Annotated in this window: 9 protein-coding genes and 2 pseudogenes; 5 read left to right on the top strand and 6 right to left on the bottom strand. The window is 56.7% G+C overall.

All coding sequences use genetic code 11. The features are described from left to right. Positions 1-247: 247 nt before the first annotated feature. Both H1Y61_RS24270 and H1Y61_RS27130 read left to right on the top strand, forming a co-directional pair. A complete protein-coding gene (locus H1Y61_RS24270; RefSeq protein WP_156556108.1) occupies positions 248-637 on the top strand; it encodes a transposase in 390 nt (129 codons plus the stop codon). Then, positions 628-1,101 carry a transposase gene (locus tag H1Y61_RS27130; protein ID WP_409068207.1) on the top strand — a complete coding sequence of 158 codons (474 nt, stop codon included), beginning with the start codon at positions 628-630 and terminating at the stop codon, positions 1,099-1,101. Before H1Y61_RS24270 ends, H1Y61_RS27130 begins: the two co-directional genes overlap by 10 nt. Here the strand turns inward: H1Y61_RS27130 and H1Y61_RS24260 are convergent. The 6 genes and pseudogenes from H1Y61_RS24260 to H1Y61_RS24235 all read right to left on the bottom strand — a co-directional run bounded on the left by H1Y61_RS24260 (position 1,009) and on the right by H1Y61_RS24235 (position 6,864). Further along, the gene (locus tag H1Y61_RS24260; RefSeq protein ID WP_071202394.1) at positions 1,009-1,710 is read right to left on the bottom strand and encodes an IS6 family transposase; all 702 of its coding nucleotides are present in this window, start codon (positions 1,708-1,710) and stop codon (positions 1,009-1,011) included. The genes H1Y61_RS27130 and H1Y61_RS24260 overlap by 93 nt on opposite strands. A 155-nt stretch (positions 1,711-1,865) precedes the next feature. Beyond that, positions 1,866-2,111 (bottom strand): annotated as a pseudogene (locus tag H1Y61_RS24255) (IS110 family transposase); the annotation flags it as partial. A 32-nt stretch (positions 2,112-2,143) separates the two neighbouring features. Continuing rightward, positions 2,144-4,018, bottom strand: coding sequence for a methyl-accepting chemotaxis protein (locus tag H1Y61_RS24250; protein WP_322790792.1), 1,875 nt, complete (start codon positions 4,016-4,018; stop codon positions 2,144-2,146). A 439-nt stretch (positions 4,019-4,457) separates the two neighbouring features. After that, complete coding sequence (locus H1Y61_RS26810) at positions 4,458-5,057, bottom strand: helix-turn-helix transcriptional regulator (protein WP_234627346.1); 600 nt, start codon at positions 5,055-5,057, stop codon at positions 4,458-4,460. Positions 5,058-6,082: 1,025 nt separating this feature from the next. Then, a pseudogene (locus H1Y61_RS24240) lies at positions 6,083-6,499 on the bottom strand (transposase); the annotation flags it as partial. After that, complete coding sequence (locus H1Y61_RS24235) at positions 6,475-6,864, bottom strand: transposase (RefSeq protein ID WP_156556108.1); 390 nt, start codon at positions 6,862-6,864, stop codon at positions 6,475-6,477. The pseudogene H1Y61_RS24240 and the gene H1Y61_RS24235, both read right to left, overlap by 25 nt. A 1,409-nt stretch (positions 6,865-8,273) precedes the next feature. Here H1Y61_RS24235 and H1Y61_RS24230 point away from each other — a divergent pair. From H1Y61_RS24230 to H1Y61_RS24220, 3 genes are all read left to right on the top strand, one after another. Next, positions 8,274-9,980 carry an ABC transporter substrate-binding protein gene (locus H1Y61_RS24230; RefSeq protein WP_156556209.1) on the top strand — a complete coding sequence of 569 codons (1,707 nt, stop codon included), beginning with the start codon at positions 8,274-8,276 and terminating at the stop codon, positions 9,978-9,980. 156 nt (positions 9,981-10,136) lie between these two features. After that, positions 10,137-11,882 carry a HAMP domain-containing methyl-accepting chemotaxis protein gene (locus tag H1Y61_RS24225; protein WP_409364014.1) on the top strand — a complete coding sequence of 582 codons (1,746 nt, stop codon included), beginning with the start codon at positions 10,137-10,139 and terminating at the stop codon, positions 11,880-11,882. Positions 11,883-12,462: 580 nt separating this feature from the next. Next, positions 12,463-14,250 (top strand): methyl-accepting chemotaxis protein, encoded by a 1,788-nt coding sequence (locus tag H1Y61_RS24220; RefSeq protein WP_156556211.1) that lies wholly within the window; start codon positions 12,463-12,465, stop codon positions 14,248-14,250. Positions 14,251-14,453: the final 203 nt, after the last annotated feature.

The raw sequence follows: 14,453 nt of genomic DNA, 5'->3' as shown, positions 1-14,453 counted from the left end.
ACCTGGACATGCGCCCATGGCTCCCCGACCCAAAAAGGTCAAGGAATCCGGTACCTTGTCGGCAGGCACCAACCGACGTACTTCGGGGTTACTACGCCCCAAGGCTGCGCGCAGCCCCAATTTGTTTTACAATGGAACAGGTTAATGTTTTAGGCGGTGTGGACGGATTGCCGCAAGTTTAATTTCTGCGATTCCCAAATCCGTATTTGAATGATTCATGGGTTGCCGGTTTCAGAGGAGATCGGCGATGCTGACGAAGATGACAGAAGCGGACTGGACGGTCGCACTTGAGGTTTTCCGCGCCTCGCTTCCGCGGCGGGGCGACAAGGGTCGAGATGACCGGCTGTTTTTGGAGGCCCTGCACTATTTCTCCGTCAACAATATCACCTGGCGCGGTCTGCCGGAGCGCTATGGACATTGGAACAGTGTCTGGAAGCGCTTTTCCCGATTGAGCAAGGCGGGTGTTTTTGAGATTTTCTTCGAGCACCTTGCCAGCCTGAGCACGTCGGCCGATCTGGTTCAGATGTTCTACAGCACCGTGGTGCGCGCGCATGTTTCGGCAGCAGGAGCAAAAGGGGGCAATATGGCCAAGCGCTTGGCCGCTCGCGAGGCGGCTTCTCGACCAAAATCCACCTGAAGACCGATTTCGACGGACATCCCATCGCCTTTGATCTGACCGGGGGCGAGAAAGGTGACGCTCCGCACTTTCCAATCCTGCTTGGCCTTGGCCCCGATGTAGATCCCCGCGCCGCCATGGGCGACAAGGGCTATGACAGCGAGGCTAACCGCCAGGCCGCAAGAAGGCGGGGTGCGGTTCCCGTCATTCCTTATCGTTCAACGGCAAAATCAAAGCCGACTTTCTTTCCCAAAGCGCTCTACAAAGGTCACGCCCGCATCGAGCAAGCAGTCGGAAAACTCAAGCGCTTCAAGCGCGTTGCGCTACGATGCGAGAAGGGTGTTGTCACGTTAAGTTTCCCATGCCGAGAATGGGTTGAGGTTCTCGGATTTTCAGGGGATGCAAGCCGCAATTTTCCATGCGTCGAAAGCTTCGAGGCGATGGTAGCGAATTGTTTGTGCGGCTCGGCGGCGGGATGGAACTGAAAAGCAATTCCGGGTAGCGGAGTGCATGGAGACGAACCGTTGCAATGCTCCCGTTGATCGGTGGCCCTGCATGGTTCGTTCCCTTTTTCGAAACGGCAGGTGACTGTTTTCAGCCCGATTGTTGAGGCCTTTGTGTGACCAATGAACGAGGCGGGGTGCCACGTCCGCCTTTGCTGCGCCGTAGGAGCGCAATTTATCAGTGATGATACGTTTGGGAACAAAGCAATAGCGTTTCATCAACGCCACCAGCAGGCGCTTGGCCGCCTTTTTGTTGCGTCGCTTCTGCAAGATTTCTTCAAGAACAGTGCCATGCTGATCGACCGCACGCCAAAGCCAGAACTTCTCTCCAGCACATTTCACAACGGCTTCGTCCAGATGCCAAACATCGCCTGGGCGCGGCTGTCGCCGCCGCAAATTGCGAGCAATCTGGGGTCCGAACTTGGCGACCCAGCGGCGGACCGTCTCATAAGAAACGTCGACACCACGCTCAAGAAGCATTTCCTCAACTTCACGCAGGCTCAGATTAAACCGCAGGTAAAGCCAGACTGCATGAGCAATGATTTGCGCAGGAAAACGGTGACGCTTGAAACTGATATCGGATGTTTGCATCGTCGAAATCTACGACCAACCCGAAACGCAGCCAACTGTGAGCCGATTAACGTGACAACACCTCGATGTGCGCTCGTACAGCCTGCTGATCAGGTGGAATAGGATCTGTGGCGGTTCGTGCTGACGCTTGAGGCCGTTGCCGCCCATCACCCATCGTATGGGCGGACGTATTCCGGCGACATCAGCCGAACCTCATGGCCTCTCGCGGCAAAGAGCCAGCCAAGATGGTGAGCACCACAGCAGGCCTCCATCGCGATAACCCAGGTTGGCAGCTTCTCAACGAATTCAATCAATGTCTGTCGCCGCATCGTCCGGCGGACAACTACAGCGCCGCGGTCATCTACCTCAACATCGCTGCAGCTGTTCTTCCCGATGTCGATGCCCAAGATAGAAATCTGCATGGCTCTGCTCCTTTCCCTTCAAGAAAAGGACATCACACTCGATGTCCTTCGGAAGGGCGGACCATCCCATAACCAACAGCTGCTTGCCGAAGGCGCTGGACGTGCGTGTTGGAGGTACCGGCTCCAGCAAGTTGAAAGCCCGAAACGATTTCTCGCAGTCGTGAAGCTTCGGCAACGAGTGTAGCGCTGGAGGCGTTCGTCTCTTCGACCATCGCGGCGTTCTGTTGCGTGACCTGATCCATTTGATTGATGGCGGTATTGACTTCGTTAAGCCCCACCGCTTGTTCTCGGGCCGCAGTGGCGATTGATATCATGTGGTCGTTGACGTTGGAGATCGCGCTCTCGATGCTCTTGAGGCCTTCTCCGGTGTCACGCACGAGCCGGACACCGCTTTCCACTTCGGAGCTTGATCCGCGGATGAGTTCTTTTATCTCCTTCGCGGCCTGCGCCGAGCGCTGTGCCAATTCCCTGACTTCCTGCGCGACGACCGCAAAGCCTTTTCCGGCGTCGCCCGCGCGCGCCGCCTCTACCCCCGCATTCAGCGCCAAAAGGTTCGTTTGAAACGCGATTTCATCTACCACGCCGATGATACTCGCGATCTGGTTCGCAGATGCTTCGATGCGCCCCATGGCGTTCACGGCGTTGGCGACTACCGTGGCGGAATGCTTGGCACTGACCGTCGCATGCGCTGCGGCTTCCCGCGCTTCCTCGGCGCGCTTGGACGAGTTTGTCAGGTTCGCGGTGATCTGGTCGAGTGCTGCAGCGGTCTCTTCGAGGGAGGCAGCCTGCTGCTCCGTCCTCTTCGAGAGGTCGTCAGCGCTCTGCGCAATCTCACGCGCACCACCATCCAGCGCGTGCGTGGTACGAGCGACCGACTCGACGGTTTTCCCGAGACGCATCACCGCCGAATTCAAATCGCTGCGAAGTGTTTCGAATTCCGCGGCGAAAGGTTCGGTGATCTGAAACGAAAGGTCGCCGTCAGCAAGACGGCGCAGGCCGTCGGCAATCCCGGAAGTCGCCTCAGCAAGGCGTACGTTGGCAGCTGCTTCCGTTTCCGCTTTCATACGGTCTCGCTCAGCTTCCGCCTGCGCGCGGTGGCGTGCTGCGGTCTCCTTCAACTGCTTCTTTTCAATGGCGCCCTTCCTGAACGTCTCGATGGCTTCGGCGATAGAACCGATCTCGTCCTTTCTTCCCGCGAAAGGTATCGCGCGATCGGTCTGGCCCGCAGCGAGGTTCGTAATGGAATCCCTTACGATCTCGATCGGCCGGGCGACACAGAAGTAAGCGAAGTAGACGATGACTCCCATTATGAGAACCGAGACGCCAATGGCGATATAGCTCGTCTGCACCGTCCAGCTGTATGATGCCTGGCTGGCAGTATAAGCATCTTGTGCGCCCTTGGTGTTGAAGTCCACGAGAGCGTCGAGGTCTTCGGCGATCCGGTCACCGACGGGTCCCAACTCGGTGCTGACAGCGTTGTTGGAAGCTAAAAGGCCTCGGGATTTGAAGGATCCGGTAATGCCTGATCCAGTGACCACGTAGCCGTCGAAGACATCTATCACGCGACCGATCAACGCTTCGTCCGTAGAGGGCATCGGTAGGCTCCTGTATAAGTCAGCCTGCTTCCGGAAGTCAGCGATCGCAGCCGTAATAGCGCCGTCGGCTTTCTGCAACTGGTCCTCAGACTGGGCCATTATGTAGTTTCTGTAAGCCAGTCGAAGGTCACCGAGCGCGACGTTCATTTCCTTCGCTGACGACACGTTCGGCAGCCAGGTTGTCGCTATACTGCCAACATTGGAGTTTATGGCAGAGATCTGTCCCACCGCGAATGTCGAAAATGCTAGGAAGACGATTCCCGCGAGTATCACCAAGGATGGGAGCGCCGTCTTAATGCTGGTTCGTGCCATTGTCATCTTTCTAAGTCGGCGCGCGCTGCCCGCCGTTGTTGATGCAACGCTAAAGTCATCTCGCTTGCACACTGGGCCGCGGGAGCCCGCGGCACTGAAATCAGATACTTGATGTACCAGACGGTCAAATTGCTCATGAAGTTGTACTAAAATGCTAACGGAAACGCCCTGTCAGCGCGCTGGACCCCTTTATTCGCTTTCAGTATTAAACCTGCGCGTTAATTGTATTTTCCGACATCGATAAAAGAGATGACCGGCGGCTCGTAAGGGCCGGAACGTTCCCGCGCTTGTGAGGTGAGGAGAGTCCGCAACGGGATAGCAGGTCGCTGGGACTGCTGGCAGGCCACTATACATTCACGGCTGAAGTGTGAGTGGCGTCTTCGGATCGCCTCCGCGCTGGGCCATCCGACATGCAACGCCTGTACGGCTCGAAGCGCAGTCAGCGCGTCCGTGTTTGTTTGGGAGTTTCGCCAAACCGCTTTCGGTATCTTCGAGAAAAGTCCGCGTGATGCTGGAAACCCCAGGCATTTGCGATCTGCGATATGTAGCCTGGAGCGAAGCCTCGCTTGAGGGCATCGTGGACGCGGTCAAGTCGACATTCGATAATGTACTGAACCGGAGTTATGCCTTTCGATTCCCTGAAAGCGATCTGCAGACTGCGAACGCTGACCCCTGCGGCGAACGCGATCTCGGACACGGTTATCGGACTTGCTAGGTTCGCTTCTATGTAATCGAGGGCGTTTCGAAGCACTCGGTTGTTTACTTGGTCGGCGGTGGGTCTCACGGCCGCCGTTGTTGGCCAGCAGGACAGCAGGTGGAAGACGAGCAGTTCCTCGACTATCGGAAAAGACAGCGGATTATGGTCTCCGTGCTGCTGGAGGTTGTCGTGCAAGCGGAGGAGCGCGGTCCTGAAGATGCGGATCTGAGGTATGTTCACGTCGACGACGGGTACGAAGCATGCGAACGTGCTACGTTCCTCCCCGTACAGCGCCTGCATTTTCTGGAATATGCTTACGGATGCGATTGTACAGCTTATCATACTGGCGCTCCGGGAAGTTCGCTCATACTCCATATCCCGAAAAGGTATGATAACGCCCTGTCCTCGGTCGATGTTGACCTCTTCCCGACCGTCCTTACGCGCCAAGCCGCCGCTTATAGGGAATCGGATAGTCACCAGATCCGAAACAACGCGCGGCCGGGCTTCGAAACCTGTCGCGGACTCCGTTTTCCAAACACAAAAATCTCGAATTTTAGTCCCGCCGAACTTGAGACGGACCGGCTCTCGACCAAGAGAAGTGAATCCAACCGGGCACAAACTGTCTGACTGTAACCTGTCGTTATCATCGTGGGTTAGGAGATCGAAACGAAACCTTGTCGGAACCGTGTTCGCAACAGAATTCAAGACAGGCATCGAAAACTCGTGATAAAATGCCGCTCACGACAGCGAGCAGATCGGAGGGATAGTAGAAAGACGGTCTAGCCGTGACTTACCACTAATGCAACCATTCGTCACTAACCGCCGATCATCGAAGCTATGCATTTAACGAAATTATCATAGTGAATGCGAAAACACCTCAACAGTACGACGGGCAAACTGTGGAGCGTGTTGATGATCAACACGCAATTCCCGCCCCTTCGGACCCGGCCAACTATCCGCAGCTGTACATAGCTACCACCGAGGCCTGCGGGTTTTACCAGACTGTAGAGCGTTCGCCACGTCAGCGAGACGGCAAGCGGCAAACCGACCTATGGCTTGAACCGAATTCCCGGCAGCCGGAACCATTCGGCTGATATGTAAGTGCGCGCCTTGCGAGCTCATACCGGTAAGTCTCATACGACGTCGACGGGTTTCTAGCGACAGCGCTTCGTTCGAGAAGCTTTTGGCGGGCAGGCTACCGATTGGTCGGCGCGTGAGAAGCGATCGAGGCTGTGGCGCTCGATCAGACCGATGTTTGTATAGATTGCGAGAGTCCTATCATATTTCGGCACGTACTACGTAAAATCGAAGTATGATATTGTCTAAGGAACGTCATTGGATCATTACAGCAAGCATTAAATCAACTCCTACGCAGTGTGGACGGATTTGATCAAGATGAAGCCTGCGGCGATTGCGACGATGGAGGAGAAATTTTGTTTGGTCTTCTCGCATCGTAGCGCAACGCGCTTGAAGCGCTTGAGTTTTCCGACTGCTTGCTCGATGCGGGCGTGACCTTTGTAGAGCGCTTTGGGAAAGAAAGTCGGCTTTGATTTTGCCGTTGAACGATAAGGAATGACGGGAACCGCACCCCGCCTTCTTGCGGCCTGGCGGTTAGCCTCGCTGTCATAGCCCTTGTCGCCCATGGCGGCGCGGGGATCTACATCGGGGCCAAGGCCAAGCAGGATTGGAAAGTGCGGAGCGTCACCTTTCTCGCCCCCGGTCAGATCAAAGGCGATGGGATGTCCGTCGAAATCGGTCTTCAGGTGGATTTTGGTCGAGAAGCCGCCTCGCGAGCGGCCAAGCGCTTGGCCATATTGCCCCCTTTTGCTCCTGCTGCCGAAACATGCGCGCGCACCACGGTGCTGTAGAACATCTGAACCAGATCGGCCGACGTGCTCAGGCTGGCAAGGTGCTCGAAGAAAATCTCAAAAACACCCGCCTTGCTCAATCGGGAAAAGCGCTTCCAGACACTGTTCCAATGTCCATAGCGCTCCGGCAGACCGCGCCAGGTGATATTGTTGACGGAGAAATAGTGCAGGGCCTCCAAAAACAGCCGGTCATCTCGACCCTTGTCGCCCCGCCGCGGAAGCGAGGCGCGGAAAACCTCAAGTGCGACCGTCCAGTCCGCTTCTGTCATCTTCGTCAGCATCGCCGATCTCCTCTGAAACCGGCAACCCATGAATCATTCAAATACGGATTTGGGAATCGCAGAAATTAAACTTGCGGCAATCCGTCCACACCGCCTAACAATGCCAATATGGCAGGTCAAACACTTACCACGGACGCCATAGCGCTGCTCTGGAAGGTCGCACAGGGAAAACTCAGCAAGGCTGACGCAGCTGAACTTTCGCGAACCCTGATAGGAACCATTATCCAGAAGCGGGAGCGGCATGAGGTCCGCGTTGTCGACAAAGAAACGGCCGCGGCACTCGACGCCAAGCAGCGACCCTGTCCGAAATACGCGGACAACTCGTCACGTTACAAGCTCCAGCGTCCTATAATAGCACCTCCATCAAGCAATAGTCGCTCGGACGTTGTGCGTGGGCACCGTTTCAAAACGTATCTCGATCACGGCCTGAATAGCAGCCGCTTGACTGAGGGACCCGGTGCCTTCGGGTCCCCATCGTGCGGATACGCTAACCCTGCGTTTATCCGAGTAGCTGCCATTCGTCTTGCGGCGCTAGGTCAATGGATTGCCAACCACGCGTTCGGGTACACGAATCCGTTAGCGTTGGCTATCGGGCAACTGCTCAACGCGGCACCTTTTTCTTAGCCGCACACCCTGCAGCTTCGGCGGTGCCACCGTAGGTCGAGTTGAAACGAAACAAAAGACAGCCGCGCCCCAATTCACGAACACCCATTCACGCGAGTTGAGTTGCCGCCGAGTGCCGTCGACGACCCGCTGCGACGGCTAGCATCAGTTCCTATCATTTTTACGAAATTAGACATACCTGACGCGAAGCGAGCCGTAGCGTTAACATTTTGTCCATCGCTTGACGATGAGATGGTTAACGGACTGGAACGGAGCAATGTCCGCCCTCTCTAATAATAACAACAGCTTGCAGAGTAAGGCGATGAGAAAACGAGTGCGTTTGAACGAGCTGCGGGTTGGAATGTGGGTCGCTGAGATAGACATGCCTCCTGGCATGTCTTCTGATCATGCCGCGCCCTTAGCAATCGCATTTCCTTCGGAGTTAGATCGCCTTACCGATCTCAGCATTCTCAGTGTCGTCAGCGATGCGAGGAAAGGACTGGATATGGCGAGAAGTCGCGTATCGACCGTCGACCTCCAGCAGGAAATAAGTGCCAGATTGCCGAGAGAGGAGATAGCTGCAGCCGCGCGGACAATCTCTAGATTAAGGCCGCATCTCAACGCGGTTTCAGAGTCTTTTAGACAGTAAATCGCAACGAAGTCTGAAATAAAGAAGTAATATTATCAGAATGGAACATCGGAAAATCATGCAACAGTCATACAATGACATAAACTATATCAAAAGAAGTGCCTGCCCGGGGAGAGATAAACTTATGGATAGAAATGACCGTAGTTCATTGAGAATAATGTTCCCGTCGGTATGTCTCTTCCTTCTCATGCCCCATCATACATTCGCAGGCATGAAAGAAGCCCGCGAATTCCTCTCATCCGAGATTGGCTCGCTATCGGTTCTATCTCGGGCTGATCAAGAGAACGAGATGAAGTGGTTCATCGAAGCGGCGAGGCCTTATCAAGGAATGGAAATCAACGTCGTTTCCGAGACTCTGACGACGCATAAATACGAGTCGGAAGTCCTCGCTCCGGCATTCACGGCTATCACCGGCATCCGGGTCAACCATGAGCTCACGAGCGAAGGCGACGTCGTGGATAAGCTCCAGACCCAGATGCAGTCCGGTGAAAGTTCCTACGATGCGTACGTAAACGACTCGGATCTGATCGGCACGCACTGGCGCTACCAACAGGCCCGGTCACTTACAAAGTTCATGCGCGACGAGGGCAGGGACGTCACCAATCCGGACCTGGACCTGAACGACTACATCGGCCTCAAGTTCACGTCGGCACCGGACGGCGACCTGTATCAGCTACCCGACCAGCAGTTCGCGAACCTCTACTGGTTCCGGTACGACTGGTTCAACGACCAGAAGAACAAGGCCGACTTCAAGGCGAAATACGGCTACGACCTCGGCGTTCCCGTCAACTGGTCCGCCTATGAGGACATCGCCGAGTTCTTCACCGGCCGCGAGATCGACGGCAAGAAGGTCTATGGCCACATGGACTACGGCAAGAAGGACCCGTCGCTCGGCTGGCGCTTCACCGATGCCTGGCTGTCGATGGCTGGCAATGGCGACAAGGGCCTGCCGAACGGTCTTCCGGTCGACGAGTGGGGCATCAAGGTCAACGAGAAGTCCCAGCCGGTCGGCTCCTGCGTCGCCCGCGGCGGCGACACCAACGGCCCGGCTGCAGTCTATTCCATTCAGAAGTATCTGGACTGGATGAAGGCCTACGCACCTCCAACGGCAGGCAGCATGAACTTTTCCGAGTCCGGTCCGGTTCCGGCGCAAGGCGAGATTGCGCAGCAGATCTTCATGTACACCGCCTTCACCGCGGATATGGTCAAACCCGGCCTTCCGGTCGTGACAGGCGACGGAACCCCGAAATGGCGCTTCGCTCCTTCGCCGCATGGCGTCTACTGGAAGGACGGGATGAAGCTCGGCTATCAAGACGTCGGCTCGTGGACGCTATTGAAATCCACGCCCGTGGACCGAGCTAAAGCGGCTTGGCTTTACGCCCAATTCGTCACTTCGAAAACTGTCGACGTCAAGAAAAGCCATATGGGCCTGACCTTCATTCGCGAGTCTACGATACACGACACGAGCTTTACGAAAAGGGCCTCCAAACTCGGCGGTCTCGTCGAGTTCTACCGCTCGCCGGCCCGCGTCCAGTGGTCGCCCACCGGCACCAACGTTCCCGACTATCCGAAGCTATCTGAGTTATGGTGGCAGGCTATCGGCGACGCAGCAGCGGGGACGAAAACCCCGCAGGAGGCATTGGATTCGCTATGCGCCAACCAGGAACGTGTCCTCCAGCGCCTTGAGCGTGCCGAAATCCAGGGAGCCATCGGTCCGGTGCTGTCAGAACAGCGCGATCTCCAGTACTGGCACCAGGTCGCCGTAGCGAACGGCCACCTCGCGCCGCAGCCGAAAATCCAGAACGAAAAACAAAGCCCGGTCACCGTTGACTACGACGCGCTCGTCGACAGCTGGCGAAACTAGCGACAGGGCGACGTCAGACATTGAAATGTACCACTTTAAACCCTCCCTCAAAGGTAAATCATCATGCGACGCCCTAGTATCCTAGTCTCAGTAAGCCTCTCTCTTGTTACGATCAGCATCGTCGTCTTGGGCCTGTACGCCTTCATGGTAACGGGCATGGATCGGCTCAACGCGCGCACCGCAGACGTCGCCGACGGTTGGCTCCCGCGCAGCAAACTGTCCGCGCAAGTCAAGATCGCCTTGGACGATCTGCGGATTGTTTACGGCCAGCATGCGGTGGAAGCGAACGTCCAGCGAATGAACGAGCTGGCCAAGATATCTGCAACCCGGGAAGCCGACCTGCGTGATGCGCTGGAGGTCTATGAGAAGCGCATCTCCTCAGACGTTGAGCGCGCGGCGTTTGCGCCGATCCCTCCACTCGTGGACAGTTTCGTTCAGAAAGGCGGCTACATGCTGGAGATGTCCTCCGGCAAGTCTAAAGACCTTGCCGGATACCTTTTCGGCCACGGCATGACGGCTTTGGCAAAAGAAATTAACGCGTCGCTCGACAAACTGATCGCGTTCAGTGAGGAGGGTGCCCACGCTTCGAAGACAGACGGCGTCAAGACGTTCAGATCAGTGCAGTTTGGAAGTCTGCTCGCACTTGGTATCGCGCTGACGATCCTGGCCGGTGTGACCGCGTATGTTATCCGCGGCGTCGCGCGGCCAGTGAAACTCATCACGGGCTCAATGTCCCGTCTCGCTGCAGGGAATACTCAGGCAAGCGTGCCTTTCGCCGATCGGTCCGACGAAATCGGCCTGATGGCTGCCGCGGTCGAGGTGTTCCGCAAGGAGGCGATCGAGAAGACGGCGTTGGAAATCCAAGCGGATCGAGACCGCAAACATGCGGAAGCGTCACGCGAAAGGCTTACTCACGAGGCAGAAGCCGCCGCCATGGCGCGGCTTCAGCAAGCGATCTCCGGCATCGCCGATGGTCTCCACGCGATATCGCACGGCAATCTGCAGATAAGGCTGGGCAAGCCGCTGTCGCCGGAATTCGACAAGCTACGGCTCGACCTTAATGCGGCAGCCGAGCAGCTTTCGGCCACGCTGAATACGGTGAACTCCGCGGCGCATTCCATTTTGAGCCGTTCGACCGAGATCGCAGACAGCACTGCGGCCCTGTCGAACCGTACCGAAGAGCAGGCCGCGGCGCTTGTCGAGACGACTGCCTCTATCAATCAGATCGCTTCTACCATGGGGCATTCGGTCAAGCGACTCGATGACGCGCGCCTGGTCGCCAGAACCGCCAACGAAAGCGCGACGAAATCGGGCTGCATCGTGGCTGAGACCATTCAAGCGATGGAGAAGATCGAACACTCCTCCGGCCAAATTTCGAGCATCACGCAGGTCATCAACGAAATCGCGTTTCAAACGAGCCTTCTGGCACTCAACGCGGGTGTCGAAGCCGCTAGAGCGGGAGAGGCTGGAAAGGGCTTCGCCGTCGTCGCCCAGGAAGTTCGCGCGCTCGCCACGCGATCGGCCGAGGCCGCGAAGGAAATCAACGGACTCATCGAGACGTCGAGCACCCAGGTCAAAGCGGGCGTCGAACTCGTCCACAAGACCGGAGCAACCTTGGGGACGATCGTATCCCATATCTCTTCCATGAACGAAAGCATGGAGGGTATCGCATCTGTGACAGTTGAACAGGCGACGACTCTTTCAGAGGTCACGCATGCGATCAACCAACTGGACAAATTCACGCAGCAAAACACGGCCATGGTCGAGGAAACCTCAGCCGCGAGCTTCGAGCTGGCAGCGGAAGCGAGAATACTGCAAGACCTAATGGCCGCCTTCGAGCTTCCGGATACATCCATGGCCGACAGGCCTTTCCAACAGCCGGCGCGGCAACGCGCAGCCTAATGGCGAACGTCCGGCGAACGGCGATGTTCATCGAGCAGGTTGACGTCTAAGGAAGACTTGCCCTACTGAAAAAATCACCACCCCTAAGCAGCTAGAAGGGGTGGTGAAAACCAGATGCAGCAGATACGCTGACAGGACAAGCAACCTTCCTGTTCGCCAACGCCGTCGGTACTGTCCCTGCTGGTGCCCGGCACCTAGCTACGACGTCTGTGTCTGCTCGCTGGAACTGCCAGCCACTCGGTCAGAAGGCTCGCGCCGGTCACGTGACAACAATAGGTACGGTGACCGCTTTTGACGCCTCCGCTCGCCGTGTCGCGCGCTAGCATCGTCTTTCGACTCTGGGAAGCAATCTCTGCGATTTACCAGCCCAAAATTGCATCAGACATACCAATCTCAGCCAACAGTACAAACTAGAATTGTTAAAGCGCAAGAATTGTCGTTATTGCGCAAGATTTCTGCGTGTCTAATGGAATATTTACATCGCGTAAATATCTTTACCCAAGAATTCGCGTCAGCATTAGCTGCTGCGAGCTTGCGGATGGTCCGGCCGAGCGACGGGGAGCATTTTGGGGTAAATGGGATGTTAGGATTTGGTAGCGCCGACGCAAAGGCAGTCCTTGAGGCCCTCAGCAAGTCTCAGGCCATTATCGAGTTTAAGCTCGATGGTACGATCATCACCGCAAACGAGAATTTCTGTCGGGCGCTTGGATATCAGCTGTCCGAAATCGTGGGCAAGCACCACAAGATCTTCGTCGATCCGACCGAAGTCAACAGCTCCGATTACATCGATTTTTGGGCAAGGCTGGGACGCGGCGAATTTGACCGTCGCCAGTACAAGCGTATCGGCAAAGGCGGCATGGAAGTCTGGATCGAGGCTTCCTACAATCCGGTGTCGAGGGGCGGGAGGCCCTATAAGGTCGTCAAATTCGCGACAGATATCACCGAACAAAAACTTAAAGCCGCCGAAGATAGTAGAAAGCTCGACGCGATCTCCAGGGCTCAGGCCGTCATCGAGTTCACGCGCGGCGGGGACATCCTGACGGCAAACGAGAACTTCCTTCAGACCCTTGGCTATCAACTCTCTGAGGTTCAGGGCAAGCATCATTCCATGTTCTGCGAGCCGGGCTACACGAGGAGCGAGGATTACCGCCGCTTCTGGGCAAGGCTCGCCGGCGGCGAATTCGTTGCAGATGAGTTCATGCGTCTCGGCAAGGGGGGCAAGCGCGTCCACATCCAGGCGTCCTACAACCCGATCTTCGACATGAATGGCAAAGTGTTCAAGGTGGTCAAGTTTGCGACCGACGTGTCTGAGCGTGTCAACAGCGTCGAGCAACTGGCCAGCGCACTCCAGGCTATGGCTGGCGGTGACCTGACGCAGGAACTCCGCTCACCCTTCATGCCCGCCTTGGAAAGACTGCGCAGCGACTTCAACGAAACGTCTTCGAAGCTCCGCACGACGCTGCAAACGATCTCGCAAAATGCCGGGGCCATTTCGGCGGCGTCCCAGCAGATCCAGTCCGCCTCCAATGATCTCTCCAAGCGGACAGAACAGCAGGCGGCTTCGGTGGAAGAGACTGCCGCCGCCCTGGAGCAGATCACAACCACGGTTGCCGATTCCAGCCACCGGGCGCAGGAAGCCGGAGACCTCGTTCGCCGGACCAAGCAACACGCTGAGAACTCCGGCATCGTTGTCGGACAGGCCGTGGAAGCCATGGGTAAGATCGAGAAATCAGCCGGAGAGATTGCCAGCATCATAGGCGTGATCGACGAGATCGCATTCCAAACCAACCTTCTGGCTCTAAACGCTGGTGTCGAAGCCGCAAGAGCGGGTGAAGCTGGCAAGGGCTTTGCCGTTGTCGCTCAGGAAGTGCGGGAACTTGCTCAGCGTTCGGCCAAGGCCGCCAAGGAAATCAAGGACCTGATCAACACGTCCAACGGCCATGTGAAAAAGGGCGTCACGCTCGTCGGTGACACCGGGAGCGCCCTGCAGGAAATTGTCAAACAGGTCCTTCAGGTCGACGGCAATGTCGACGCCATCGTCGAAGCGTCCAAGGAACAGTCGACCGGCCTGAAGGAAATCAATACGGCCGTCAACACCATAGATCAGGGCACGCAGCAGAACGCTGCCATGGTTGAAGAGACGACAGCGGCGGCTCACAGCCTGGCGCGTGAGGCAGAGGAGTTGTTCGCGCAGCTGGGCCAGTTCAACATCGGTGGCGAGAGCGTGTACCGCCGTGCCATGTTCGCCGCCGCCACCCAGATGTCCCGTTCCGCGGCCTCCCCGGCGCGCCAGTTGACCGCCAAGGTCGCCCATGCGTTCAACGGCAATGCGGCGGTGAAATCCGGCGACAGCTGGGAAGAGTTCTAGGACCGAAGAGGGCTGTTTCGGCAAGGTCCGGTCAGCGGGAACGATACTTTTCCGACCACCGATAGCCACCCGCAAATGTGGGTGGTCTCTCCTTAAGAAGCCTGCCCTCGGTCGATGCGAAATTTGGAGTAAAATGCGTAGCCACAATTCTGCAGTTTCAGGCAAGAAGCAAGGCAACAGGCGACGGCGCCTCTTCTAGGGAC

This window comes from Agrobacterium vitis (assembly GCF_013426735.1).
GTDB classification, from domain to species: domain Bacteria; phylum Pseudomonadota; class Alphaproteobacteria; order Rhizobiales; family Rhizobiaceae; genus Allorhizobium; species Allorhizobium vitis_D.
This window is presented reverse-complemented; position numbering and strand designations above follow the sequence as displayed.

Excerpts from the sequence above, each read along its gene's own strand:
- H1Y61_RS24270 (WP_156556108.1), top strand. The coding sequence starts at position 248 with ATGCTGACGAAGATGACAGAAGCGGACTGGACGGTCGCACTTGAGGTT.
- H1Y61_RS24260 (WP_071202394.1), bottom strand. The coding sequence starts at position 1,710 with ATGCAAACATCCGATATCAGTTTCAAGCGTCACCGTTTTCCTGCGCAA.
- H1Y61_RS26810 (WP_234627346.1), bottom strand. The coding sequence starts at position 5,057 with ATGATAAGCTGTACAATCGCATCCGTAAGCATATTCCAGAAAATGCAG.
- H1Y61_RS24220 (WP_156556211.1), top strand. The coding sequence starts at position 12,463 with ATGTTAGGATTTGGTAGCGCCGACGCAAAGGCAGTCCTTGAGGCCCTC.
- H1Y61_RS24230 (WP_156556209.1), top strand. The coding sequence starts at position 8,274 with ATGTTCCCGTCGGTATGTCTCTTCCTTCTCATGCCCCATCATACATTC.
- H1Y61_RS24250 (WP_322790792.1), bottom strand. The coding sequence starts at position 4,018 with ATGGCACGAACCAGCATTAAGACGGCGCTCCCATCCTTGGTGATACTC.
- H1Y61_RS24235 (WP_156556108.1), bottom strand. The coding sequence starts at position 6,864 with ATGCTGACGAAGATGACAGAAGCGGACTGGACGGTCGCACTTGAGGTT.
- H1Y61_RS24225 (WP_409364014.1), top strand. The coding sequence starts at position 10,137 with ATGGATCGGCTCAACGCGCGCACCGCAGACGTCGCCGACGGTTGGCTC.